Annotated in this window: 22 protein-coding genes; 6 read left to right on the top strand and 16 right to left on the bottom strand. The window is 70.2% G+C overall.

Going from position 1 to position 24,210, the window contains the following annotated elements; all coding sequences use genetic code 11:
* The first annotated feature begins 44 nt into the window (after positions 1-44).
* Both KA217_02125 and KA217_02130 read left to right on the top strand, forming a co-directional pair.
* Complete coding sequence (locus KA217_02125; GenBank protein MBP7711253.1) at positions 45-656, top strand: DOMON-like domain-containing protein; 612 nt, start codon at positions 45-47, stop codon at positions 654-656.
* Positions 653-1,861: a DUF1343 domain-containing protein gene (locus tag KA217_02130; GenBank protein ID MBP7711254.1), complete on the top strand. Its 1,209-nt coding sequence runs from the start codon at positions 653-655 to the stop codon at positions 1,859-1,861. The genes KA217_02125 and KA217_02130 overlap by 4 nt, the downstream gene beginning before the upstream one ends.
* A gap of 28 nt (positions 1,862-1,889) precedes the next feature.
* On the opposite strand, the gene KA217_02135 is transcribed toward KA217_02130, so the two are convergent.
* The 11 genes from KA217_02135 to KA217_02185 form a co-directional block, all read right to left on the bottom strand.
* A complete protein-coding gene (locus KA217_02135) occupies positions 1,890-2,186 on the bottom strand; it encodes a hypothetical protein (protein MBP7711255.1) in 297 nt (98 codons plus the stop codon).
* A 64-nt stretch (positions 2,187-2,250) separates the two neighbouring features.
* A complete protein-coding gene (locus KA217_02140) occupies positions 2,251-2,604 on the bottom strand; it encodes a thioredoxin family protein (GenBank protein ID MBP7711256.1) in 354 nt (117 codons plus the stop codon).
* A gap of 25 nt (positions 2,605-2,629) precedes the next feature.
* A complete protein-coding gene (locus KA217_02145) occupies positions 2,630-4,603 on the bottom strand; it encodes a cation:proton antiporter (protein ID MBP7711257.1) in 1,974 nt (657 codons plus the stop codon).
* A gap of 102 nt (positions 4,604-4,705) precedes the next feature.
* Positions 4,706-6,310, bottom strand: coding sequence for a citramalate synthase (gene cimA, locus KA217_02150; GenBank protein ID MBP7711258.1), 1,605 nt, complete (start codon positions 6,308-6,310; stop codon positions 4,706-4,708).
* An 11-nt stretch (positions 6,311-6,321) separates the two neighbouring features.
* Positions 6,322-6,456: an entericidin A/B family lipoprotein gene (locus KA217_02155; protein ID MBP7711259.1), complete on the bottom strand. Its 135-nt coding sequence runs from the start codon at positions 6,454-6,456 to the stop codon at positions 6,322-6,324.
* 46 nt (positions 6,457-6,502) lie between these two features.
* Positions 6,503-6,838 carry a winged helix-turn-helix transcriptional regulator gene (locus KA217_02160; protein ID MBP7711260.1) on the bottom strand — a complete coding sequence of 112 codons (336 nt, stop codon included), beginning with the start codon at positions 6,836-6,838 and terminating at the stop codon, positions 6,503-6,505.
* Positions 6,835-7,725: a response regulator gene (locus tag KA217_02165; protein ID MBP7711261.1), complete on the bottom strand. Its 891-nt coding sequence runs from the start codon at positions 7,723-7,725 to the stop codon at positions 6,835-6,837. The genes KA217_02160 and KA217_02165 overlap by 4 nt, the downstream gene beginning before the upstream one ends.
* A complete protein-coding gene (locus KA217_02170; GenBank protein MBP7711262.1) occupies positions 7,722-10,085 on the bottom strand; it encodes a response regulator in 2,364 nt (787 codons plus the stop codon). The genes KA217_02165 and KA217_02170 overlap by 4 nt, the downstream gene beginning before the upstream one ends.
* A gap of 61 nt (positions 10,086-10,146) precedes the next feature.
* Positions 10,147-11,247 carry a polyamine ABC transporter substrate-binding protein gene (locus KA217_02175; protein ID MBP7711263.1) on the bottom strand — a complete coding sequence of 367 codons (1,101 nt, stop codon included), beginning with the start codon at positions 11,245-11,247 and terminating at the stop codon, positions 10,147-10,149.
* 75 nt (positions 11,248-11,322) lie between these two features.
* The gene (locus KA217_02180; protein MBP7711264.1) at positions 11,323-12,252 is read right to left on the bottom strand and encodes a cation transporter; all 930 of its coding nucleotides are present in this window, start codon (positions 12,250-12,252) and stop codon (positions 11,323-11,325) included.
* Between the two features lie 74 nt (positions 12,253-12,326).
* Positions 12,327-14,840, bottom strand: a complete 2,514-nt coding sequence (locus KA217_02185) for a glycogen/starch/alpha-glucan phosphorylase (protein ID MBP7711265.1) — start codon at positions 14,838-14,840, stop codon at positions 12,327-12,329.
* A 350-nt stretch (positions 14,841-15,190) separates the two neighbouring features.
* Here KA217_02185 and KA217_02190 point away from each other — a divergent pair, with 350 nt between their 5' ends.
* Positions 15,191-15,394, top strand: coding sequence for a cold-shock protein (locus tag KA217_02190; protein MBP7711266.1), 204 nt, complete (start codon positions 15,191-15,193; stop codon positions 15,392-15,394).
* Positions 15,395-15,458: 64 nt separating this feature from the next.
* Positions 15,459-17,045, top strand: coding sequence for a peptide chain release factor 3 (locus KA217_02195; GenBank protein MBP7711267.1), 1,587 nt, complete (start codon positions 15,459-15,461; stop codon positions 17,043-17,045).
* A gap of 10 nt (positions 17,046-17,055) precedes the next feature.
* Here the strand turns inward: KA217_02195 and KA217_02200 are convergent, their stop codons facing one another.
* From KA217_02200 to KA217_02210, 3 genes are all read right to left on the bottom strand, one after another.
* A complete protein-coding gene (locus tag KA217_02200) occupies positions 17,056-17,571 on the bottom strand; it encodes a DnaJ domain-containing protein (GenBank protein MBP7711268.1) in 516 nt (171 codons plus the stop codon).
* Between the two features lie 96 nt (positions 17,572-17,667).
* Positions 17,668-19,098, bottom strand: a complete 1,431-nt coding sequence (locus tag KA217_02205; GenBank protein ID MBP7711269.1) for an RtcB family protein — start codon at positions 19,096-19,098, stop codon at positions 17,668-17,670.
* Between the two features lie 71 nt (positions 19,099-19,169).
* On the bottom strand, positions 19,170-19,604 hold the full coding sequence (locus tag KA217_02210; GenBank protein ID MBP7711270.1) for an archease: 435 nt from the start codon (positions 19,602-19,604) through the stop codon (positions 19,170-19,172).
* A 198-nt stretch (positions 19,605-19,802) separates the two neighbouring features.
* On the opposite strand from KA217_02210, the gene KA217_02215 reads away from it, so the two are divergent.
* Positions 19,803-20,261 (top strand): CBS domain-containing protein, encoded by a 459-nt coding sequence (locus KA217_02215; GenBank protein ID MBP7711271.1) that lies wholly within the window; start codon positions 19,803-19,805, stop codon positions 20,259-20,261.
* 22 nt (positions 20,262-20,283) lie between these two features.
* A complete protein-coding gene (locus KA217_02220) occupies positions 20,284-20,919 on the top strand; it encodes a protein-L-isoaspartate(D-aspartate) O-methyltransferase (protein ID MBP7711272.1) in 636 nt (211 codons plus the stop codon).
* A 7-nt stretch (positions 20,920-20,926) separates the two neighbouring features.
* Here the strand turns inward: KA217_02220 and KA217_02225 are convergent, their stop codons facing one another.
* Both KA217_02225 and KA217_02230 read right to left on the bottom strand, forming a co-directional pair.
* Positions 20,927-21,769 carry a universal stress protein gene (locus KA217_02225; GenBank protein MBP7711273.1) on the bottom strand — a complete coding sequence of 281 codons (843 nt, stop codon included), beginning with the start codon at positions 21,767-21,769 and terminating at the stop codon, positions 20,927-20,929.
* Positions 21,756-24,179 (bottom strand): AAA family ATPase, encoded by a 2,424-nt coding sequence (locus KA217_02230; GenBank protein ID MBP7711274.1) that lies wholly within the window; start codon positions 24,177-24,179, stop codon positions 21,756-21,758. The genes KA217_02225 and KA217_02230 overlap by 14 nt, the downstream gene beginning before the upstream one ends.
* Positions 24,180-24,210: the final 31 nt, after the last annotated feature.

Genomic DNA, 24,210 nt, shown 5'->3' on the forward strand with positions numbered 1-24,210 from the left:
CCTGGCACAACGCCGCGCCACGGCCCGGCGCTTCGGCAGCGACCGTGGGGGGCAGCTTGGGGGGCGAGGGGACGGAGGTCGCGCTGCTGGAGCACCCGGACACCCCGCCCGGACCGGCGAGGTGGCTGCGGGCCCGGGTGCTCGTCCACGGGGACCGCCGGCTCGGCCTGGTGTTCCGGCTCGAAGGCACCCTGGAAGGGCTGCGGCTCCCTGCACCGGGTCCCGCACGACGGGGCGAGCGCCTCTGGGAGCACACCTGCTTCGAGGTCTTCCTGGCGCCCGCGGGGTGCGCCGCGTACCACGAGGTTAATCTCTCGCCTTCGGGGGAGTGGGCCGAGTACCCGTTCCTGAGCTATCGGGAGCGTGGCCCGGCGGGGCCTCCCCTGAACCCGGGGCTCGAGGCCTCCACGGCCCCCGGGTGCCTCGAGGTGTCGGCCTCCCTGGACCTCGGCCGGCTGCCCCTGCTGGCGGTGGCCTCGTCCCTGCGGGTGGGCCTTTCGGCGGTGATGGAGGGCGCGGGCGGGCGCCTGTCCTACTGGGCGCTACGCCACCCGCCGGGAAGACCGGACTTTCACCGGCCGGAGGCCTTCGTGCTGGCGCTGGACCTCCGCCAGCCCGAACACCCCACGGGTCCTGGGGCAGGGAGAGGAGGATGAGGTTCGGCATCGACCGTCTGCTGGATGAGCCGGCGCTGCGCGCCCCGCTCGCGAATCGCCGGGTCGCGCTGCTCGCCCACCCGGCTTCGGTCACGTGGGACCTGCGGCATTCGCTCGATGCCCTCGTCGCGCTGGGCGACCTGCGCGTGACCGCTGCCTTCGGTCCGCAGCACGGCCTGCGCGGCGACAAGCAGGACAACATGATGGAGTCACCGGACTTCACCGACCCCGTCCACGGCGTGCCGGTGTTCAGCCTCTACGGTGAGGTGCGGCGCCCCACGCCCGCGATGATGGACGCATTCGACGTGCTGCTGGTGGACCTCCAGGACCTGGGCTGCCGCGTCTACACCTTCGTCACCACCCTGCGCTACGTGCTCGAGGCCGCTGCGCGGTACGGAAAGGCCGTGTGGGTCCTGGACCGGCCGAATCCGGTGGGGCGCCGGGTCGAAGGGCTGCGCCTGCGTCCCGGGTGGGAGAGCTTCGTGGGCGCGGGGGCGCTGCCCATGCGCCACGGCCTGACCCTGGGAGAGCTGGGGCGCTGGCTCGTCGCCAGGCTGGGCCTGGACGTGGAGTACGAGGTCGTGACCCTGGAGGGCTGGGACCCCGAGCGGGGCCCCGGCTTCGGCTGGCCCCTGGGGGAGAGGGTCTGGGTGAACCCGAGCCCCAACGCGCCCAATCTCTGGATGGCGCGCTGCTACCCGGGGACCGTCCTCCTGGAGGGGACGACCCTGTCGGAGGGCAGGGGCACCACACGCCCTCTGGAGCTCCTGGGGGCACCGGACCTGGCCCCGCCGCGAGAGCTGCTTGGCGCCATGCACGCCCTCGCCCCCCAGTGGCTGGGGGGATGCCGGCTGCGCGAATGCTGGTTCGAGCCCACCTTCCACAAGCACTCCGGCAGGCTGTGCGCCGGCGTCCAGATCCACGTGGACGACGGTGCCTACGTGCCCGGGGAGTTCCGGCCGTGGCGCCTGGTGGCCCTCGCGCTGAAGGCGGTTCGGGCCTTGCGCCCGGAGGGGGAGCTCTGGCGCCGGTTTGCCTACGAATACGAGTACGAGCGCCTCGCCATCGACGTGATCAACGGTGGCGAGACCCTGCGGGAATGGGTGGACGACCGGGCGAGCTCCCCGGGCGACCTGGAGGCCCTGGCGCGGGCCGACGAGGCCTCTTGGCTCGAGGAGCGCGAGGCCCTGCTCCTCTACCGTTGACCGGGAGGCCCGAAGGGGCCTGTGCGGGTCAGCCCCGGCGCGCCGCCGCCGTCGCTTGCCTCGCGAGGGGGGCGCGGCCCCTTCGGGTCCGGTGCGGGCGCCCCCGGTGCCCGCCGGCGAGGAGGGTGACCCCCAGGAGCAGTATCCCCACGAGCACCGCTGCCTGGTAGAGGCCCCCGACGTCCGTGCAGTGGGTCTCGTTGCAGACCATCCGGCCGAGGTCGTCCCCGGTGCCCCCGAGTCCCCAGAGGCCCGCGCTGAGGAGTCCGGTGCTGAGTCCGCCCAGGGCGAATCTGACCGTTGCGCCGATGCCTGGTGTTGTCATGCCGCAACCTCCTTCGTGGATACGCTGTTTAGCGGCACGGCGAGCCTTGAGAGAAGGGGTGGTCTCAACGCTCTGCGAAGAGCAGGCCGTAGGGCCGGCCCAGCCCCGAGCGGATCTCTTCGAGTCCGACGCTGCGCCCCCAGCGCCGCCACTCACGGCCCTCGAAGAACCCGATCATCGTCGGGACCGAGAACACCTGGTATTGCCCTGCCGCGTCCGGCAGGGCGGTGCAGTCGACATAGACGCCGGAGAGGCGGGGGAAGTCCCGCGCCAGCAGTTCGGCGACCTTGGGGCGCAGGGCCTGGCAGACCCGGCAGTCCGGGGTGCTGAAGTAGACGAGCACGGCGGGTTGCGCCGCGAGGAGTGCCTGCAGCTCCGCGAGGCTGCCGACTGGGACCAGCTCGCCCCCGGCGATCAACCGCGCCGCCCGGTGGGCAGGACCCTCACCCGTGCACCAGCCGTTGCTCGGCCTGGGCGAGGTCGTCGAACGGTCCCTGCAGGACCACCGCATCCCCCGCGCGAAGGGTCATCCCGGGACTGGGCTCTTCGCCACGGATGTCGCCCCGGCGCAGGGCGAACACGGTGACCGGTCCCCCCCCGACCCCGAGGTCCTCCAGCGTGCGGCCCACGGCGGGGCTCTCGGCCGGAATCACGACGGTGTGCAGTTGATAGCGGTCGGGCTGCTCGACGCTCGGGGGCTCGTCTCCGTGGAACACACCGCGCAGGCGCCGGTAGTGGTCGTGGCGGGCGGCCTCGACCAGGCGCAGGACCTCCTCGGACGGGACACCGAGACTCTGAAGGAGATGCGTGGCCAGCATCATGCTCGCCTCGACCGACTCCGGCACCACCACGGACGCACCCGCGAGCTCGAGCTCCTCCATGTGGGAGTCGTCGTGGGTGCGTACCACGACCGGCAGTCTCGGCTCCAGGGCCCGGCAGGCGTGGATGATGCGGGTGGAGGTCTGGGCGTCGTCGAACGTGACGACCACGGCGCGGGCCCGGGAGATCCCTGCGGCCTCCAGGACCTCCCGGTGCGTGCTGTCGCCGAAGAACACCCGCTCGCCGGCCTCCCAGGCCTCGCGGATCAGCGTGGCGTCGAGGTCGAGACCCACGTAGGGAATGTCCTCCTGGCGCAGGAACGCCGCCAGGTTCTGCCCGATGCGCCCGAACCCGCAGATCACCACGTGCCCGCTCAGGTCCCGCAGGGCCTCGGTGACCTGGCGTGAGGTGACGGCCCGGCCCTGCAGGTAGGAGGCGGCGCAGAACCGATCGGCAAGGGCGCCGTTCTGCCGGATGAGGATCGGGGCGAGCAGCATGCTGAACAGCATCGCGGCCAGCACGGGCTGGGTCTCCTCGGCGGAGAGCACCTGCTGCCCGACCGCGAGCGTCAGCAGGGCAAACCCGAATTCTCCACCCTGAGCCAGCACCACTCCCGTGCGCAGGGCGACCCCCGGCTCGTAGCCGATGAGGCGCGTGAGCAGGGCGATGAGGAGGCCCTTGCCCACGAACAGCCCCAGGAGGATCACGGCGGTTGCCTTCCAGACCTCAGGCAGCGCCAGGAGGTTGAGCTGGGCCCCGACGGTGATGAAGAAGATGGCGAGCAGCACGTCCCGGAAGGGGCGAATGTCCGCCTCCACCTGATGGCGGTACTCGGTCTCGCCCAGCATCATCCCGGCAAAGAAGGCGCCGAGCGCAAGGGAGAGGCCGGCCAGGCTGGTGCCCCAGGCGGCGGCGAGCGCCAACAGAACCACCGCCAGGGTGAAGATCTCGGCCGAGTGCGCGCTCGCGACGGCGTGGAGCAGGGGCCGCAGCAACCAGCGTCCAAGGGCCCACATCACCACCAGGGCGGCCACCCCCTTCAGCAGGGCGAGCCCCAGGACCCCCGCCAGCGAGTCGGCCGTCCCACCGGCGAGCAGGGGAATCGCCACGAGGAACGGCACTGCCGCCAGGTCCTGGGACAGGAGCACGGCGAGGGCCACCCGTCCGTGGCGGGACTGCATCTCGAGCTGGTCCCGCAGTTGGCGGACGACGAGGGCGGTGGACGACATGGCGAGCGCGCCACCCACCACCAACGCGCCCTCCCAGGGGAGTCCCAGGAGCCAGGAGGCCACACCGAACAGGGCGGTGGACAGGAGCACCTGAGCCGTCCCGAGCCCGAAGACCTCGCGCCGCAGGGTCAACAGACGGGGAATCGAGATCTCGAGGCCGATCGTGAAGAGCAGGAACACGACGCCGACTTCCGCCATGAAGTCGATCACGTCGCTCGCGGGGATCCAGCCGAGGGCGTGGGGACCGGCGACGAGGCCGACGATCAGGTACCCGAGCAGCGGTGGCAGATGCAAGCGGCGCACCGCCCAGGCGGTGGGCAGGGACAGGGTCAGGAGCACCATCATGTCCCGAAGCAGGTCGTGGGTCACTTCAGGGCTCCGTGCCTGGGGCTACGAAGGGGGCCACACGCGGGCGAGGCGGACCGGCCGACGTCTCCGGGCTCGGCGACGCTCACGCGCGGCGCGCCCCGCTCAGGCCGGACCGGCCTGCAAGGAAAGCGGCGAGCCGTTGCCGAAGACGCCGCGTGATGCGAAGAGCGCGTACTCCATGCTGTCCGAGAGCGCCTGCCAGCTCGCCTCGATGATGTTCGGGCTCGCCCCGACCGTGGTCCAGGTCTCCTCGCCACTCTGGAAGTCGATCAGCACCCGCACGGTTGCGGCGGTGCCCCGGTCGCTGTTGAGGATGCGGACCTTGTAGTCGGTCAGGCGCACGTCGCGCAGTTCGGGGTAGACGTCCGACAGGGCCTCGTGCAGGGCGCTGCCGAGCGCGTCTACCGGCCCGCTGCCTTCGGCGGCGGTGAGCTTGACCCGATCGCCGACGCGAACCTTCACGGTCGCCTCGGCGAGCAGACCGCGCCCGAGGCGGTGCTCGGTCACCACCATGAAGTCGACGAGCTCGAAGGGTGCCCGGTACTCCTGGCGGGTGCGGTAGAGCATCAGGTCGACCGAAGCCTCCGCCGCCTCGAAGGTGAAGCCCCGGTGCTCCAGTTCCTTGATCTGGTGGAGCACGCGCTGGGCATCCTCGCGATTGACCTGCAGCCCGTGGGCGCGCGCCTGGTAGATCAGGTTGCCGCGGCCGGAGAGCTCGGAGACGACCGCCCGGGGCTCGTTGCCCACCAGGGCAGGGTCCACGTGCTGATAGCTCTCGACGCGCTTCAGGACGGCCGCGACGTGGATGCCGCCCTTGTGGGCAAAGGCGCTCTCTCCCACGTAGGGGGCGTGATCGTCGTGCTTGAGGTTGGCGACCTCCGCCACGTAGCGGGACAAGCGCGTGAGCGCGCGCAGCTGTTCCGGGCTCACCACCTCGAGGCCCATCTTGAGCTGCAGGTCGGGAATGATGGCGGAGAGGTCGGCGTTGCCGACGCGCTCGCCGTAGCCGTTGACCGTGCCCTGCACCTGAACGCAGCCGGCGCGCACCGCCGCGAGCGAGTTCGCGACGGCGCAGCCGCCGTCATTGTGCACGTGGATGGCGAGCGGGGTCTCGAAGCGGGCGCGCACCGTGCGGACGATGTCTTCGACCTCCCACGGCAGGCTTCCCCCGTTGGTGTCGCAGAGCACCAGGAAGTCGGCGCCCGCTTCCGCCGCCGCGGCGAGGGTGCGCAGGGCGTACTCGGGGTTGGACTTGTACCCGTCGAAGAAGTGCTCGGCGTCGAACATGACCTCCTTGCCGAAGCCCTTCATGTGAGCGACGCTCTCGCCGATCATCGCGAGGTTCTCTTCGCGCGTCGTCTCCAGCACCTCGTCCACCTGGAAGTCCCAGCTCTTCCCGACCAGCGTGACCACGGGCGTTCCCGCGTCGAGGAGGGCGGCGAGATTGGCGTCTTCGGCGCAGCGGATGCCCTTGCGGCGGGTGCTCCCGAACGCAGCCACCCGGGCGTGGGTCAACCCGATCTCGCCCACCCGCGAGAAGAACTCGGCGTCCTTGGGGTTCGACCCGGGCCAGCCGCCCTCGATGTAGTGCGCGCCGAACTGGTCGAGGCGGCGCGCGACGGCCAGCTTGTCGTCGCAGGAAAGGGAAACGTCCGCGCGCTGGGTGCCATCGCGCAGGGTGGTGTCGTAGATCAGGATCTGGGTCATCGGTCAGCCTGTCACCGGGAACTCTTTTCCTGGATGACCTGGCCGCCTTTCTCGATGTCCCTCCCGAGCCCAGCCATGGTGTTGCAGCCCGTGACGGCGACCGTCACCAACCCGGCGAGAACGACGGCGATTGCGCGTTTCAGCATGAGTCATCCTCCTCGTGTCGTCAGTTTGCGCCGACGCGCGAACGCCTCACGGATGGCGCCCCTGGTCCAGGTTGGCCGGGCAGAGCACGTCACGCATGGTGTTGATGAGCATCAGAAGCTGGTCGTTGCGGATGCGGTAGAAGACCTTGTTCGCCTCCTTGCGCGCGAGAACGATGTGCTTGTCCCGCAGTTGCTCGAGGTGCTGCGAGATGTTGCTCTGGGTCGTCCCGGCCCTCTCAACGATTTCCCCCACCGACAGCTCGCGTTCGCCCAGGGTGCAGATGATCTTCCAGCGCAGCGGGTGCGCCATCGCCTTGAGGGCGTTCGCGGTGAGGACGGTGTCCTCGCTGGGAGGGGAGGGCTCGAGTGGGGGCTTGGTCATACGCGCTCCGTCTGGGCGATCTCGCTGGTCATTGCCGGCTGGCTTCCTTCATCGGATTCCCGCACGTATCCGGTCATGTCCTTCGCAACGCAGATGATGTCGGTCATGTTGCCTTCGCTGTCCGTGATCGCGGTCCGCGAGAACAGGATGGGGACCCGCCGGCGGTCGCTGGCGATGAATCGGGCTTCGATGGCGCTGAGCGCGCCCGTCCGGATGAGCGCTTCGAGCCACGTCCCCATGAAGGCACCCGCCTGCTCCTGGTCCGCCTCCTCGAAAACGTCGCCAATCGACATCCCGACCAGCTGCGGCTCGGTGTAGCCGAGCATGCGACAGGCGGCGGGGTTGACCCACTTGATGCAGCCGTCGGGCGAGAGTACCAGGAGCGCCTCGCCCATCGTGTTGATGATGTTCTGCAGGTACTGGCGGGCCTGATCGAGCTCGCGCGTGCGCTCGGCAACCTTTGCCTCCAGCACTCGATTGAGGTCGCGCTCCTTCTGGATCACGCGAAAATACGTGCTGATCTTGTTGAGGAGCAGGTTGTCGTCGATGGGCTTCAGGAGGTAGTCGGCCGCCCCGAGGTCGTAGCCCCGTTTCTGGAACTCGTCGGTCTTGAACGCCGCGGTGAGGAAGATGATGGGGATCTCGCGGGTCTTCCTGCGGATCTTCAGCATCGAGGCCGTCTGGAACCCGTCCATCTCCGGCATCTGGATGTCGAGGATGATCAAGTCGATGTCCGGCTCGTGCACGGCGATGTCGATGGCGTCCCTGCCCGAGCTCGCCTCGAGCACGGTGGCGTCCATGTGTTTCTGGATGAGTGTGCGCAGCGCGAACAGGTTGTTCGCGTTGTCGTCGACGATGAGGACCTTGAATCCGGCGTAGCGGTTCACGCGGGCTCCCGGGGCTGATCTGCGGGTTCCGTGGGCAGCGCGCGCGCGAGTGCGTCCCGGAGCTCCTGGGGATTCACCGGCTTGCCCAGGAGCTCGCTCGCCCCCGCGGCCAGGGTCCGGGCCCGGGTCTCGGGGTCGGTTCTGGCGGTCAGCGCCACGACGGGTAATTCTCGAAAACGGGTGTCGGCCTTGATTTGCTTAATCATATCATTGCCGTCCCGCCCGGGCAGCATGATGTCCATGAGCACCACGTCCACCGGCTCGTCGCGCAGGACCTCCATCGCCTCCTGGCCGTCGCCCGCGGCCAGCACCGTCAGCTTCCAGCGCTCCAGCAGGGGCGTGATGGCCAGCAGGTCACGCACGTCGTCGTCCACCAGCAGCACCCTTCGCCCGCCGAAGTCTGCACTCGGCAGGGCGACGACCCGGCCGGGCGCTCCCCGCGCCTGCGGCGGGGTTGGCTCCACGTCCAGCCCGCTTCGCTCGGGCTCCAGGGGCAGGAGGAGGCAGAAGCGGGACCCCTTGCCGACCTCGCTCTGCAGTGTGATCCGCGCCCCCAGCAGGTCCGCGAGCCCGCGGCTGATGGCGAGGCCGAGACCGCTGCCGCCATAACGGCGGCTCGTGGACCCATCGGCCTGCTTGAAGGCCTCGAAGATGATCTCGTGCTTGTCCTCCGGGATGCCGATGCCGGTGTCGGCCACCAGGATCCGGGCCGGACGCGCCGCCGCATCCTCCGCCGCGCTGGTGGTGAGAGCCACGCGGATGCCACCGTGGTCGGTGAACTTCACGGCGTTGCCGAGGAAGTTCTTGATGATCTGGCGGAGCTTGTCGGGGTCCGTGACCACGGTGGCGGGCGCCCCGGGCTCGATGTCGAGCTGCAGACCGAGGCCCTTCGCGTCGGTCTGGGGCCGGACCAGGTCGAGGAGGGCTTCCAGCAGGGTGGGCAGGTGGGTCTCCTCGAGGTTCACGGTCGCCCGCCGTGCCTCGATGCGCGCCAGGTCGAGGATGTTGTCGATCAGGCCCGAGAGGTCCTGGCCCGCGTCGTGGATGACCCTCGCCTGGCGGCCCTGTTCCGCGGAGAGGTCCTTCCCGCAGCTCTCGGCGAGGAGCCTCGAGAGGAGCAGGATGGAGTTGAGCGGCGTGCGCAGTTCGTGGCTGACGTTCGCCAGGAACTCTGACTTGTAGCGATTCGACTCCTCGAGCTCCCTGGCGTGCTGGCGCAGGGCCTCGCTGTTCGCGGCGTGGGTCTCGGCGAGCCGCGTCAGGTTGGTGGCGAGCGCCTGCAGCTCCTGGGGGCCCTGAGGGGCGAAGCGCACGGGCTCGCCGGTCTGGAGCACGCCGGCGATGCCGTCGGTCAGCTCCCGGCCATAACGCTCCGCGCGTCCGGCGAACCAGCGGGCGAGCAGCAGGATGAGCGCGATGAAGGGCAGCACGATTGCGCCGACGCGCACCTGCAGTGCGTCCCGGAACTGGGCGAGCGGCGAGGCGTCGACCTGCCGGCCCACCCACAGGGGGCCCGAGCGCTCGGTCGAGAGCAGGGGAACCCAGATGACCTGTTCGTTCCCGGCCCCTTTCCAGAGCGCAAGCTCGCCTTTGCGGAAGATCTCCTCCAGGCCTGGGAATTCCGTGAAGGCCGCCGACTGGGGGCCCGCCGTCCCTCCGTACCGCAGGAAGCTGCCGTCGCTCAGCACCCAGTAGGTCTTGGGGTAGGCCTCCGCGAGCCCGCCCACGTCGATGTCGATCACCGCGACCCCGGGCGGGAGCGCAGGGGAGCCCTGGGCCCCCGCCTGCAGGCCGGCCAGCGGACTGATGAGCCGCAGGACCATGAAGCGGGTCGGGTCGCGCGCCCCGGCCTCGGGGTTCACGCTGATGGGGCTGATGAGGACTCCGCCGGCCTCCAGGCGCAGACCGGCCTCGAAGAAGGCGGTCTGGGGCAGGTCGAGCAGCGTGGGCTCGGGCTCCAGCCGGCGCGTGGCAGGGTTGCGCTCGAGCCAGTAGCCCGGTTTGCCCTCCCGGTCCATGAACAGGACCTGCACGATGTCGCGCTGGTCATAGAGGATGCGGTTGACCGAGTCGACGAAGCGCTGCTCGATCCGCTGGCGAACGCCCGGGTCGATGCGCGAGGGGTCGGCGATGAGCTGCTCGCCGTCCGGGAGCTTGGCGAGCAGGCGCACCATCTCGACGCGGCTCGCGATGTGCTGGTCGAGGTCGCGGAAGTCGGCGCGCAGGTTCTGCAGGTGGGCCTTGTGATAGAACAGCTCCAGGCTGTTGAAGACGAGGGGAATGTTGATGGCGAACGCGAGCAGGAGCGGAGCCAGGCCGAACAACAGCAGGAAGACCAGGATCTGGGTGCGCAGCCGCATGACCCGAAGGGTAGCGTGAATCCGCACCCTGCGGGGAGTCCACCCCGCCGGGCGCGGACGCTCAGCGGCCCGAGGTGACCCGGGTCCAGGCGCGCGTGCGCAGGCGCTCGCTCTCCGCCGGCGGCGATTCCCTCGTCACCAGGCGGGCCCGAACCTCCCTGGGCGGATAGATCCCCGGGTCCTCCCGGATCTCCTCGTCCACGAACCTCGTGGCCGCCTGGTTGGCGTTGGCGTAGGAGATGTAATTGGTGACGTCCGCGATGATGTCGGGGCGGAGCAGGAAGTCGATGAACGCGTGCGCGTTGTCCGGGCGCGGGGCGTCCTTCGGGATCGCCATGACGTCGACCCAGAGCAGCGCGCCCTCCTTCGGGATGCTGAAGCTGACCTCCACGCCGCTGTCGGCCTCCTCGGCGCGGTCGCGGGCCCGCAGCACGTCGCCGGAGTGCCCCAGGCAGACGCAGACGTTCCCATCGGCGAGATCGTCGATGTACCGGGTGGAGTGGAAGTAGCGTACGTGCGGCCGCACCCGGGCGATGACCTCGGCCGCTGCCTCGATGTCCTTCTCCTCCGTGCTGTTGGGGTCCTTCCCGAGATAGATGAGCGCGGCGCCGAGGCCCTGTCCCTCGTCGTCCAGGACGGCGACGCCGCAACGGGCGAGTCTGGAGACGACCTCCGGGTCGAACAGCATGCGCAGGCTGTCGACCGGGGCCCCTTCCCCCAGCGCCTCCCGGACCTGGGCCGCGTTGTATCCGATTCCCGTCGTCCCCCACATGTAGGGGACCAGGTGCCGGTTGCCGGGGTCGACCTTCTCCAGGGCCTTCAGGATCCCGGGGTCGAGGTTCCTGTACCGCGAGAGCTTCGCCCGGTCGAGGGGACGGTACAAACCGCTCGCGACGTGGCGTTGGGCGATGGGCTGGGCAGGGGAGAAGACCACGTCGTATCCGCTCCGGCCCGCCGTCAGCGTCCTGTCGAGGGTCTCGTAGGCGTCGTAGACGTCGTAGGTGACCTGGATGTGCGTCCCGTGCGTGAAGTTCTCGACCGTGTCTTCGGCGACGTAGTCGGGGGAGTTGTAGACGCTGACGGTCTTGGGCTCCGCAGCGCTCGCGAGAGACGCGCACAGCAAGAGCCCGGCGGCGGCCTGGGCGCGCAAAAGGCTCGGCATGCAGAGAGTCCCCCGGGGTGAGTTACGGGACCCGCCACCCCGCCTGTCGGAGTCTCCCCGGCGGGTCCGCGCCGCTCAATGTTCCGGCGCCGTGCCCACCCTGTCAACGGCATGATTCGCGCCGGTTCCCGGGCCGCCGAGCGGCGTGTCCCAGGAGCTCTCGTCCTCTTCGGGCTCCACGTGGATCGTGGCGTGCGCGTTGGGCAGACGCGCCCCGATCGCGGCCTCGATGCTGTTGCAGAGGTCGTGGGCTTCCTGCACCGTCGTGGCCCCCCGCACCGTCAGGTGCAAGTCGATGAACCGGCGGGAGCCCGACTTGCGGGTTCGCAGGTTGTGCCAGGACGCGTCCGGGCCGCAGGTCTCTCGCAGGGCCTCTTCGATCCGGGCCCGCTCCCCGGCAGGCAGGGAGAGGTCCATCAACCCGTGCACGGACCGGGACACCAGGTCCACCCCCGTGTACACGATGCGGATGGCCACGACGCACGCGATGAGCGGGTCGAGCACTGTCCATTGGGGGAAGAGCATCACGACCACGAGCCCCGCGATGACCCCTCCGGACGTCCAGACGTCCGTCATCAGGTGCTGGGCGTCGGCCTCGATGGTGATGCTGTCGTACTGCTGCCCGACCCGGAGCATGGCCGTGGCGACCACCCAATTGACCCCGGCCGCGGCGGCGGCCACCAGCAGCCCGGGGCCGAGGTCGGGGAGGGGAGCGGGGCTCAGGAAGCGGCCGGCCGCCGCGTAGACGATCGTGGCGGCCGCGACCAGGATGAGCGTCCCCTCGGCCCCGCTCGAGAAGTACTCGGCCTTGTAGTGCCCGTAGGCGTGGTCGTCGTCCGCGGGCCGATGGGCGATGGTGACGGCGGCGAGCGCGATGAGGCCGGCCAGCAGGTTGACCGAGGACTCGGCGGCGTCGGAGAAGAGGCTGACCGAGTCGGTGAGCCAGAAGGCCAGGAATTTCAGTCCCATGGTCACGAGCGAAGCCGCGACCGAAAGGTAGGCCATGCGCCGCAGTTCCGTCATGCCCGTCCCCTCTCTCCCCGGACCGGCCGGGCGAAGGTGTGTGTCTCGGCGCCCCTTCAGGCGAGCGGCAGGGGGGCCACCGGCTCGACCCTCCAGATGTCGCTCGCGTATTGGGCGATGGTGCGATCGGAGGAGAACCGCCCGCTGGCCGCCGTATTGGCGACGCTCATCCGTGTCCACCGCCCGCGGTCGCGGTATGCCTGCGACGCCCGCTGTTGTGCCTCGGCGTACGCGCGGAAATCGGCGGCGACCATCCAGGGGTCGTGGGGGCTGGTGACGGCGGCGACGATGGGGTCGAAGAGGCCGGGCTCGAACCGGTTGAAGTGTCCCGACCGCACCAGCTCCAGCACCCGGCGCAGGGCCGGGTCGCCCGCGACGATGCCCTGCGGGTCGTAGCGTCCCCTCAGGGACTCGACCTCCTGGGCGGTGAGCCCGAAGAGAAAGAAATTCGGGTCTCCGACCGCTTCGCGGATCTCGATGTTGGCGCCGTCCAGGGTGCCGATGGTGACCGCCCCGTTCATCATGAACTTCATATTCCCGGTCCCCGACGCCTCCTTGCCGGCGGTGGAGATTTGCTCCGAGAGGTCGGTGCCCGGGGCGATCACCTCCATGCCCGACACACGGTAGTCCGGCAGGAACGCCGCGCGCAGGAACGGGGCGACCGCCGGGTCCTCGTTCAGCACCCGGGCGACGTTGTTGATGAGCTTGACGATGAGCTTCGCCATCGCGTAGCCGGGGGCGGCCTTGCCTCCGAAGACGACCGTGCGCGGGGTCCAGTCGGCGGTCTCGCCGTCCTTCACCCGCAGGTAGAGGTGGATCAGGTGCAGGACGTTCAGGAGCTGGCGCTTGTACTCGTGGATCCGCTTGACCTGAACGTCGAACATCGCGGCCGGGTCGACCGACACACCACTCTCGTGCCGGACGAATTCGGCAACCCGCTGTTTGTTGGCCTCCCGGACCTTGACCCAGCGCTCGCGGAAGGCGGCGTCCCCAGCGAGCGGCGCGAGCCGGGCGAGTTGGCCCAGGTCGGTCACCCAGCCATCGCCGATCGCCTCGCTGACGAGCCCGGCCAGGCCGGGATTGGCGGCCGCCAGCCAGCGGCGCTGCGTGACGCCGTTGGTCTTGTTGTTGAACTTCGCGGGCCACAGTTCGTAGAAGTCGCGGAACAGCCCTTCGCGCAGCAGGCGTGAGTGCAGCTCGGCGACGCCGTTGACGGAGCAGCTTCCGACGATGGCCAGATAGGCCATGCGCACCTGCGGATCCGCGGTCTCCTCGATGATCGACATGCGCTGCAACCGGCCGGGCTCCTCGGGCCAGCGCTGGGCGACCTGGGCCAGGAACCGGGCGTTGATCTCGTAGATGATCTCGAGAAGGCGGGGCAGCAGGTGCTGGAACAGGCGCACGGGCCAGCGCTCGAGGGCCTCGGGCAGCAGCGTGTGGTTGGTGTAGGCCATGGTGCGGTTGGTGACGCCCCACGCCTCGTTCCAGCCCATGCCGTAGACGTCCATCAACAGGCGCATCAGCTCGGCGACCGCAATCGCGGGGTGCGTGTCGTTCAGCTGAAAGCAGTTCTTTTCTGCGAATTCGCTGAAGTCCTTGCCGTGAAAGCGCTGCCACTGGCGGATCACGTCCTGCAGCGTGGCCGAGGCGAGAAAGTACTGCTGGCGCAGGCGCAGCTCCTTGCCGTTCTCGCTGGCGTCGTTCGGGTAGAGCACCATCGTGATGTGCTCTGCGGCGTTCTTCGCCGCGACCGACTCGGGGTAGCTCCCCGCGTTGAATTCGCCGAGGTTGAACTCGTCGGTTGCCGCTGCCTTCCACAGCCGCAGCGTATTCACCGTGCCGTTGCGGTACCCGGGGATCGGGAGGTCGTAGGGCAGGGCGAGAACGTCCTGGCTGTCGACCCAGCGCACGCGCCACTCGCCCCGCTCGTCGTGGTAGGTCTCCGTGCGCCCTCCGTACTGGACCCGGCGGGTGTACTCGGGGCGCTCCAGCTCCCAGGGGTTGCCGTCGCGCAGCCAGTGGTCGGGTTCCTCGACCTGGAACCCGTTCTCGATCCGCTGGCGGAACATCCCGTACTCGTAGCGGATGCCGTAGCCCATCACGGGCAGCTGGAGCGCCGCGCAGCTGTCGAGGAAGCAGGCCGCCAGCCGCCCCAGGCCTCCGTTGCCGAGCCCCGCGTCGTGCTCGGCGTCCACGAGCTCCTCGAGCGAGATGCCGAGGTCGTAGAGCGCGCGGTGCACGGTGTCGGTGATGCCCAGGCTCAACATCGCGTTGCTCAGGCTGCGGCCCATCAGGAACTCGAGGGACAGGTAGTGCACGCGGCGCGAGTCCTGCGCGTAGTAGGCGTCGAAGGTGTTCTTCCAGCGCTGCATCAGGCGGTCGCGGATGGCCATGGCGATCGCCTCGAAGGGGTAGTGCACCGAGCGGCAGTGCCGGTCCCTGCCCAGCGTGTGGCTGAAATACCGGCGGAAATCGAGGGAGAGGCTCGCCGCGTCGAGGCCGAGGGCCGGCAGCTCGGTGAGGCCGGGCACGGGGTGGCTGTTGCGAAGCGATTTGCTGCGGGGTGGCATGGGTCGGCTCGTTTCCTTCGGGGCGCGCGCGGGTTCGAGCGTATCGTTCGGGCGCATTATAGACAGCGCGGACGCCCAGCGAGGACGCCGGCGCCCCGGGGCCTGGGGCAGGGCCGGCCCCGCGAGGAGCCGCGGAGGGGGGGTGGCGGGGCCCCCGGCCGTGGGGGGGCGTCCGGGGGCGGGCGGCAGGATTGGCAATCACGCGAAAAGTGTGCTCTCATAGGGGGGCCTGCAGTTGCGTCGCGTCGGTCGTTCCGGAAAATCCCGCTGGGTCTACCCCGTAACATCCCCGCCGAGAGCCTGCAAGCAAGGCACACTCTGAATGATTCTTTGAGGAAAGGCAGTTACCTATGCGTACTGGAACAGTGAAGTGGTTTAACGACGCCAAGGGTTTCGGCTTCATCGCGCCTGCGGACGGTGGCGAGGACGTGTTCGTGCACTACAGCGCGATCGCGGGCTCCGGGTTCCGTTCCCTGGCCGAGGGGCAGCGGGTCAACTTCGAGGTGGAGAAGGGCCCCAAGGGTCTGCAGGCCCGGCAGGTCAGCCCCGCCTGACGTAACGTCGAGCCACTTCGACGCGAAGCCCCGCCTCGAGCGGGGCTTCGTCTCTCTAGCCCCCGTGTCCACCCACATCGAAGAAACCTCCCGCCGCCGCACCTTCGCCATCGTCTCCCACCCCGACGCCGGCAAGACCACCCTGACCGAGCAGCTCCTGCTGTTCGGGGGCGCGATCCAGATGGCCGGGACGGTCAAGGCGCGCAAGGCTGCGCGTCACGCCACCTCGGACTGGATGCAGATGGAGAAGGAGCGGGGGATCTCCATCACCTCCTCCGTGATGCAGTTCCCGTACCGGGGGCGGGTGGTGAATCTCCTGGACACCCCGGGTCACGCGGACTTCTCGGAGGACACCTACCGCACCCTGACCGCCGTCGACGCCGCGCTGATGGTCATCGACGCGGCCAAGGGTGTCGAGGAGCGCACGGTCAAACTGATGGAGGTCTGCCGGCTGCGGGACACGCCGATCGTGACCTTCGTGAACAAGCTGGACCGGGACGGGCGTGAGCCTCTGGAGCTCCTCGACGAGATCGAGCGGGTGCTGCGCATCCGCGGTGCGCCCGTCACCTGGCCCATCGGCATGGGCCGCGAGCTGCGGGGCATCTACCACATCCTGAACGACACCGTTCACCTCTACGCCCCGAATGCTGCCCGCCGCTGGAGCGAGGGCGGGGTGCTGCACGGCATCGACAACCCGCTGCTCGAAGAGGCCCTGGGGCCCTACGCCGCGGAGCTGCGCGAGCAGATGGAGCTCGTGCGGGGCGCGAGCCACCCCTTCGACCTCGCGGCCTATCGCGCGGGCGCCCTGACCCCCGTGTTCTTCGGCACCGCGCTGAACAACTTCGGGGTCGACGAGCTGATGGACTCCTTCGTGGAGTGGGCCCCCGCCCCGCAGCCGTACGCGACCGAGACCCGGGAGGTCCGGCCGGAGGAAGGAGTCTTCAGCGGCTTCGTCTTCAAGATCCAGGCGAACATGGACCCGGCGCACCGGGACCGCATCGCCTTCCTGCGCGTGTGCTCGGGTGTCTACCGCAAGGGGATGAAGCTCTTCCACGTGCGTGCCGGCAAGGAGATCAGGGTCTCCGACGCGCTCACCTTCCTCGCCTCCGACCGCGCGCACCTGGAAGAGGCGTACCCGGGGGACATCATCGGCCTGCACAACCACGGGACGATCCGGATCGGCGACACCTTCACGGAAGGCGAGCCCCTCAAGTTCACCGGCATCCCGAATTTCGCCCCCGAGATCTTCCGCCGGGTCCGACTGCGCGACCCCCTCAAGGCGAAGGCCCTTCAGAAGGGCCTGGATCAGCTCTGCGAGGAGGGGGCCACCCAGGTCTTCCGGCCCCTCGCGGGCAACGACGTGGTGCTGGGCGCGGTGGGGATCCTGCAGTTCGACGTGGTGGCCTATCGCCTGCGTGACGAGTACCGGGTGGACTGTGCCTTCGAGCCGGTCCCGGTCGCGACCGCCCGTTGGGTCGCCTGCGACGACGCGCGCAGGCTCGCGGAGTTTCGCGACCGCAATGCGGGGAACCTGGGCACGGACCACGCGGGTGAGCTGGTCTATCTGGCGCCGAGCCAGGTCAACCTGAACCTGACCCTGGAGCGTTGGCCGGACGTGCGCTTCCTGGCGATCCGCGAGCAGCTCGGCTGAGGGCCGAGGCTCAGCCCTTCAGCAGCACGTCCTTGGCGCGGTTGACGAGCGCGGCCACGTAGTCCGAGCCACCCCGGTCGGGGTGCACCTTCTGCATCAGCCGCCGGTGGGCCTCGCGGATCTCCTCCACGGTCGCCTCGGGCTTCAGCCCGAGGACCTCGTAGGCCTGCGCACGCGTCATGGGTCCCTGGGCGCGGGTGGTCGGCCCCTGGTCCCCCGGGTCACTGCCCCGGGTCCCCTGCGGGTCCGGTTGGCCCCTCCACGTCGCCATCAGGCGTTGCAGGAGCGGGGCGATCTGGAGGAGGGAGGCCAGGCGCTGCACCAGCGGCACGGCGGCGGCGAGCGCGGCGAACACCCAGTTCAGGCGGCCGGTGGCCGCCAGCAGGATGGCGCCACCCACGAGGACGCCCATCGCGATTCGTCGCAGGAGACGCGTGACCTGGCGCGGCGGAGTGCGGGTGAACCAGCGCAGGGCGAGCAGGACGCCCACCACGACGCCCAGGAGGACGATGAGCTTCGCGAGCACGTCCGATCAGGCCGGGCCCGGGCCGGTGTTCGCGGGAGGGTTTCCCTGGGGATCCACGTGGTTCGCCACAGTCGCGGGTCTCGCGGTGACTATACCCTATCCCTTGACGCAGACGAGCGGCTTCAGGCGGGCCACCTTGCGGGCGAGGCCCGCGGACTCCGTCGCGTCCACCACCGCGCAGACGTCCTTGTACGCGCCCGGCGCCTCCTCGGCGATCCCGCGCAGGGAGGGACTGCGCACCACGACCCCGTCGCGGGCGAGGCGCTCCAGCACGTCGCGCCCCTGCCACTGCCGGGTGGCCTGGTGGCGGCTCATGGCGCGCCCGGCGCCGTGGCAGGCGGAGCTGAAGGAGCGACCCTCGCCCTCGGTGGTGCCCACCAGCACGTAGGAGGACGTCCCCATGGTGCCCCCGACGAGGACCGGCTGTCCGGCCGCGCGCAGGGCTGCGGGCAGGTCCGGGTGGCCGGGACCGTACGCGCGGGTCGCGCCCTTGCGGTGCACGAAGAGCTGCCGCCTGCGCCCGTCGACCTCGTGCTCCTCGACCTTGCAGGTGTTGTGCGAGACGTCGTAGAGAAGCCTGAGGTCCGCGCGGGGGAATCGCTCGGCGAACGCCAGCCGGGTCAGGTGGGTCAGGATCTCGCGATTGGCGAGTGCGCAGTTGATGCCGGCCCGCATGGCCCCGAGGTAGGACTGGCCGAGCTCGGAATCGATGGGTGCACAGGCCAGCTCCCGATCGGGCAGCGAGACCCCGTGCCGCGGCGCCTCGACCGCCATGTGCTTGAGGAAATCCGTGCCGATCTGATGTCCGAGGCCCCGGGACCCGCAGTGGATGCTGACGAGGATGTCGCCCGGGCGCAGATGGAAGGCGGCCGCGGTCTGCCGGTCGTAGACCTCGACCACCTCCTGGACCTCGGCGTAGTGGTTGCCGGACCCGAGCGTGCCCATCTCCGAGCGTTGACGCTTCTTCGCCTGCTCGGAGACCTGGTCCGGGCGGGCACCGCGCATCCGCCCGTGCTCCTCGATGCGCTCCAGGTCCTCGTGCCCGCCCCAGCCCTGCTCGACGGCCCACTGGGCGCCGCCCGCGAGCATCGCGTCCATCTGCCGGGCATCGAGGCGGACCGCCCCGGTGCTGCCGAGCCCGGCGGGGATGAAGGCGTACAGGTCGTCGGCGAGCTCGCGCCGGAGTGGCTCCACGTCGTCGCGGGTGAGCCCCGTGTGGAGCGAGCGGACCCCGCAGGAGATGTCGAAGCCGACACCGCCGGCCGAGACGACCCCGCCCTCGGCCGGGTCGAACGCGGCCACGCCGCCGATGGGAAACCCGTAGCCCCAGTGGGCGTCGGGCATCGCGTAGGACGCCTGGACGATCCCCGGCAGGCTCGCGACGTTGCAGACCTGCTCGAAGACCTTGTCGTCCATGCCGCGCAGGAGCGTCTCGCTTGCATACAGGACGCCCGGCACGCGCATCGGGCCCTGCGGGGCGATGCGCCACTCGAATTCGCTGACACGGGCGAGGCGGGAGGTGTCCATGGGTCGCTCGGGGCGGCTGCCCTGTCCGGGGTGTGGTCGGGTCACCCCTAAGGGTACGACACCGCGGACTCTCAGACGTCCACCACCGCCTGGGCCACCCAGGCCCCGTCGGGCTCCCGGGCGACCCGCAGGGCGGTGTACGTGGCGCCCTTCACCTCCACGGCCGGGTGGTGGCGGTCTCGGTCGACGGGCTCACCCCAGGCGGTGGCCTGCAGCCGGGTTCCGTCGATGTGCACCTCGAAGCGCCCGAACAGCATGCGGCGGGTCGCCATCTCGAAGACGAGGGCGTTCAGCCAATCGGCGAAGAGCAACTCCAGGTCGGGCGCCTCGCAGACGAGCTCGACGGGATGCGCGGCTGCCACCTCCGCGGGGGGCACGATGACCGCGGTCAAGGCCAGGGCGCCCTGCACGAAGGCCTCGGCGGGCGTCGCTCCGCGGCCGCGGACTCCGATGTCCGCCTGGTGGGGAAAGTGCTCCCAGGTACTCCCGGGTCGGGTGGTGTCCATCGTCCCCCTGATCTCGATCGCCTGTGACCGCAGCGCGGTCGCCGTGCAAGTACCCGGCAGTTAGAATACAACGCACGTTCAGGGGCCGCGGGCTGTGCGCCGCGAGCGACGGCCCTGCTCGGACATCGGCGACCCGTTCCAGGGCTGCAGGGGCGGCGGCATGGCTGGGGCGCACTAACCAAGACGGAGGAGAGCACCATGTCGGTCGGCGAGATCTGCAACCGTGAAGTCGTCACCATCGAGAAGAGCGCGCCGGTGGTGCGGGCGGCGAAGCTCATGCGCCAGTTCCACGTGGGCTGTGTGGTCGTCGTCGCCGACGGCGTGCAGCCTCTGAAGCCCGTCGGGGTCGTCACCGACCGGGACCTGTCCATCGAGATCCTCGCCCAGGAGGTCCCGGTGGAGACCGTCATCGTGGGGGACGTGATGGGGGCGGAGCTGCTGACGGCCCGCGAGGAAGACGGCATCTGGGAGACCATCATGCGCATGCGCGCCATGGGGGTGCGCAGGCTGCCCATCGTGGGTCACCACGGCGAGCTGGTGGGGATCCTGACCATGGACGACCTGCTGCAGTTCATCGTGGGTGAGCTCTCCGACCTGGTGAAGCTGGTGCGCCGGGAGCAGAAACGCGAGGAGGTGGCGCGCCACGCACCCCTCTAGCCGCGACACCGAGGCGGAGCGCATGCTCCGCGACATCGAGCGTGAGGTCGCGCTGACGCGCGGCCTCACCGGGCGTGCACGGGTCTCGGACCGCGTCCTCGACGCGCTCCGGCGCGTCCCGAGGCACGCCTTCGTGGAAGAGGGGATGCGTCCCCACGCCTATGACGACGGTCCCCTGCCCATCGGGCACGGGCAGACGATCTCCCAGCCGTTCATCGTGGGGCTGATGACCGACCTGCTGGACCCCGAGCCGGGAGACGTGGTCCTCGAGGTCGGCACGGGCTCCGGATACCAGGCGGCGGTTCTCTCCCGCGTGGTGTCGCGGGTGTATTCGCTCGAGATCATCGAGGCCCTGGCGGTGCGGGCCTCCGAGCGGCTGGCGGCGCTCGGTTACCTCAATGTCGAGACGCGGGTCGGCGACGGGTATCACGGCTGGGTGGAGCACTCGCCCTACGACGGGATCCTGGTGACCGCGGCCGCGCGGGCCGTTCCTCCCGCCCTGGTGGAGCAGTTGAAGCCCGGGGCGCGCCTCGTGATCCCGGTGGGCGAGCCCTATCTGCCCCAGCGTCTCCTCCTGCTCCAGAAGGGGGAGGGGGGGCTGGTGTCGGAGACCGAGGTGCTTCCGGTGGCGTTCGTGCCCCTCACCGGGGGCCACTGAGTCGGCCTCAGCGGGCGATGACGACCGGGCACCCGACGCGCTCGAGCAGCGCGGCGAACGCGGTTGCCTCGCAGAGCGGGTGACCGGCTGGCAGAACCAGCAGGTGGCCGCCCGCGGCACGGACCTCCGCGGCGAGGGCCCCGGGGCTCTCCGAGGGGACCTCGTGGACCTTCGCCTCCAGCCCCTGGGCGCGCAGGCGTGCCTCGACCTCGGAAGTGAGGCTCGGCGCTCGCCCCTGGGCCCGGGAGGGCACCAGGGCGACGAGATTCCGCCCGTCCTCGCGCGCGAGCCGGCCGGCCACCGCCAGGGCCCGCAGGGCGGCCCCGGAGCCGTCGCAGAGGACGGCAACGGGTCGGCCCGGAACGGCGCCGGGTCTGAGGAACGCCACGCTGCTCGGTGAGAGCTGCGCCACGGCACGGGCCGTGGACCCGAGGCTGCCGCCGATCGCGGGGTTGCCTCCCGCCGAGCCCATGACCACCAGGTCGACGCGCTCCGCGGCCTCGACGAGCTCCCGCGCGACGGCGCCGCGCGCCACCCGGAACGACCACCTCAGGTGCAGGCGCTCGGCCTCCCGGGCGAGAAGGTCGCGCAGCCGTGCCGCCTCCGCGCGCAGGGCCCGCGCCATCGTTTCCTCGTCGCGGGTCTCCGCGGCCGCAGGCCCCCACGCGCTCCGGGCGCCGAGCGGGAGCGAGGCGAGCCGCAGGAGGTTGGCGTCCTCGACGAAGAGGCCGAGCAGCTCGGCCTGAAGCTCGGCCGCCAGTGCAGCGGCAGCCGCCAGGGCCGCGCGGCCGCTGGCCGAGGCGTCCAGTGCCACCAGGATCCGTTCGAGGCCCCGCTCAGTCGGGCTCATCTTCCTCGGAAACGCCCCTCAGCGCCGTGGCGTAGGTCTGGGCGAGCACCGTCAGCTCCGCCAGCCTCGCTTGCACCCGTCCGTTCACCGTGTCCGGCGGGTAGAGGCCATCCCCGTCGGGCTCGCCCGCGGGCAGGCCGGTCAGCAGCTCCACCGCCTCGTCCACGGTGCTCACGGGGTACACGGCGAAGCTCCCGGCCTCCGCCGCCTCCACGACGTCCCGCCGCAGCATCAGGTGTTTGACGTTGGCGGCCGGGAGCAGGACCCCCTGCCGGGAGTCGAGGCCCTGCAGGCGGCAGACCTCGTAGAAGCCCTCGATCTTCTCGTTGACGCCGCCGACCGCCTGCACGTCCCCGCGCTGATTCACCGACCCCGTCACCGCGAGCGACTGGCGGACCGGGAGGTCCGCGAGCGCGGAGAGAAGGGCGCACGCCTCGGCGAGTGAGGCGCTGTCGCCCTCCACCATGGCGTAGGACTGCTCGAAGGCGAGGCTCGCGGAAAAGGACAGCGGCTGGTTGCGCCCGAAGCGGCGAGCGAGGAAGTGGGAGAGGATGAGCACCCCTTTTGAGTGGATGGCCCCGCCCAGCTCGACCTCGCGTTCGATGTCGACGACCTTCCCGTCGCCGAGCCGGGCGGTCGCCGTGATCCGGGAGGGCTGGCCAAAGGCGTAGTCGCCGAGTTGGATGACTGAGAGGCCGTTCACCTGGGCAACGGCGCTGCCCCGGGTGTCGATGACGAGAGTCCCCCGCCGAATGTCGTCCTGGACCCTTTCGCGCACCCTGCTCGAGCGGTGCTCCCGGGCATCCACGGCGCGCTGCACGTCGTCGGCGCGGACCTGGCCGCGCCCGGCCTCCCCGGCCCAGTAGTCCGCCTCCCGTAGCAGATCGGCCACCCGTTGCAGGGCGGTGGAGAACCTCTCGGTGTCCGCCGCCAGCCGCCCGCTCTCCTCGAGGACCCGGGCCACGGCGTCCCGCTCGAGAGGCCGCAGGCCCTCGTGCCGGGCCACCGAGGCGAGGAGTCGCGCATATTCGAGTTGCGTGTCGTCCGTGCGCTCGATCTCCTCGTCGAAGTCGGCGAGGACCTTGAAGAGCTCGGAGAACTCGGGGTCGAGGTATTGCAGCGCGTAGAAGAGCGCGCGGTCCCCCACCAGCACCACCTTCGCATCGAGGGGTATGGGCTCGGGCTCGATCGACACCGTGCTGATGAGGCTCAATATCTCGCCGAGGGACTCGATCCGGATGCTGCGCGCGGACAGGGCGCGCTTCAGCCCCTCCCATGCGTAGGGGGCCATCAGCACCTTGCGTGCATCCAGCACCAGATACCCGCCGTTGGCCCAGTGCAGCGCCCCGGGCTTGACCAGCGTGAAGTCCGTGGCCAGGGTTCCCATCTGCGCGACGTGCTCGGCGCGGCCGATGAGGTTCTGGTAGATGGGATTGTCCTCCACGACCACGGGAGCCCCGGGGCTGCGGCCGTGGTCCACGAGGAGATTCACGCGGTAGCGCCGGAAGGAGGGGCCCCCGCCACCCCCGAAGACGAGAAACGCCGGGCGCTCTTCGTCCGACTTGCGAAAATCGTCCACGTTCTCGACGACGTCCTGCCCCACGGCGTCGAGATAGGCGAGGACCTGGGGAAGCTCCGCGTAGGCCTTGCGCAACTCGTCGATGAGGTGGCCGACGGCGAAGCGGGCCACTTCCCGGTTGAGCTCCTTCAGCTTGGCGCGGGTCTCCTTCTGCCAACCGGGTACCCGCGCGAGCAGGCGCTTGAGCTTCTCCTGAAGCGCCGCCACCGCCTGCTCGACCCGGGCCTGTTCATCCTTCGGCAGCTTCTCGAACTCGGCGGGTGAGAGCACCTCCCCGTCCCTCACGGGACCGAAGGCGAAGCCCGTCGGGGTGTGGATGAGGGCGATGCCCTGTTGGTTCGCCTCGTGACCGAGCTCGCCGAAGGCCTGGCTCTGCCGCTCCTTGAACTCCTCCTCGATCTCCTGCACCCGCGTCCTGTAGGGGTCGCTCTCGAAGGCGGAGGGGACCGCGCTGCGCAGGTCCTCGAGCAGCTGCACCATGTCCTGGCGCAGGGCTGCCCCCCGTCCCGGGGGCAGGCGCAGGGCGACGGGCCGGTGGTGCTGCGCGAAGTTGTGCACGTAGCACCAGTCGGACGGCACCGGCGCCGTGCGGGCGCGCTCTTCGAGGACCCGGCGGACGACCTCGTGCTTGCCCAGGCCGGGCGGCCCCAGCACGAACAGGTTGAAGCCGGGCTGACGGATCCCGGTGCCGAAGCGCAGGGCGTCCATGGCGCGCTTCTGGCCCACGACGGTCTCCGGGTCCGGTAGCTCGTCGGTGGATGCGAACGGCAGGGATTCGGGGTCGCAGCGGCGATGGAGCCGCTCGGGAGGGAGAGGACCTGGGGCGGTCATGGTCTCATCTGCCGCAATCGCGTCGCCTTCA

The sequence above is a fragment of the Gammaproteobacteria bacterium genome (assembly GCA_017999615.1).
Lineage (GTDB): Bacteria > Pseudomonadota > Gammaproteobacteria > JAABTG01 > JAABTG01 > JAGNLM01.

What these genes read in the sequence shown, in the direction of transcription:
- KA217_02225 (MBP7711273.1), bottom strand. Translation starts at nt 21,769, where the DNA reads ATGAGCCCGACTGAGCGGGGCCTCGAACGGATCCTGGTGGCACTGGAC.
- cimA (MBP7711258.1), bottom strand. Translation starts at nt 6,310, where the DNA reads ATGACCCAGATCCTGATCTACGACACCACCCTGCGCGATGGCACCCAG.
- KA217_02205 (MBP7711269.1), bottom strand. Translation starts at nt 19,098, where the DNA reads ATGGACACCTCCCGCCTCGCCCGTGTCAGCGAATTCGAGTGGCGCATC.
- KA217_02175 (MBP7711263.1), bottom strand. Translation starts at nt 11,247, where the DNA reads ATGCCGAGCCTTTTGCGCGCCCAGGCCGCCGCCGGGCTCTTGCTGTGC.
- KA217_02170 (MBP7711262.1), bottom strand. Translation starts at nt 10,085, where the DNA reads ATGCGGCTGCGCACCCAGATCCTGGTCTTCCTGCTGTTGTTCGGCCTG.
- KA217_02130 (MBP7711254.1), top strand. Translation starts at nt 653, where the DNA reads ATGAGGTTCGGCATCGACCGTCTGCTGGATGAGCCGGCGCTGCGCGCC.
- KA217_02160 (MBP7711260.1), bottom strand. Translation starts at nt 6,838, where the DNA reads ATGACCAAGCCCCCACTCGAGCCCTCCCCTCCCAGCGAGGACACCGTC.
- KA217_02190 (MBP7711266.1), top strand. Translation starts at nt 15,191, where the DNA reads ATGCGTACTGGAACAGTGAAGTGGTTTAACGACGCCAAGGGTTTCGGC.
- KA217_02210 (MBP7711270.1), bottom strand. Translation starts at nt 19,604, where the DNA reads ATGGACACCACCCGACCCGGGAGTACCTGGGAGCACTTTCCCCACCAG.
- KA217_02215 (MBP7711271.1), top strand. Translation starts at nt 19,803, where the DNA reads ATGTCGGTCGGCGAGATCTGCAACCGTGAAGTCGTCACCATCGAGAAG.
- KA217_02155 (MBP7711259.1), bottom strand. Translation starts at nt 6,456, where the DNA reads ATGCTGAAACGCGCAATCGCCGTCGTTCTCGCCGGGTTGGTGACGGTC.
- KA217_02220 (MBP7711272.1), top strand. Translation starts at nt 20,284, where the DNA reads ATGCTCCGCGACATCGAGCGTGAGGTCGCGCTGACGCGCGGCCTCACC.
- KA217_02180 (MBP7711264.1), bottom strand. Translation starts at nt 12,252, where the DNA reads ATGGCCTACCTTTCGGTCGCGGCTTCGCTCGTGACCATGGGACTGAAA.
- KA217_02135 (MBP7711255.1), bottom strand. Translation starts at nt 2,186, where the DNA reads ATGACAACACCAGGCATCGGCGCAACGGTCAGATTCGCCCTGGGCGGA.
- KA217_02185 (MBP7711265.1), bottom strand. Translation starts at nt 14,840, where the DNA reads ATGCCACCCCGCAGCAAATCGCTTCGCAACAGCCACCCCGTGCCCGGC.
- KA217_02230 (MBP7711274.1), bottom strand. Translation starts at nt 24,179, where the DNA reads ATGACCGCCCCAGGTCCTCTCCCTCCCGAGCGGCTCCATCGCCGCTGC.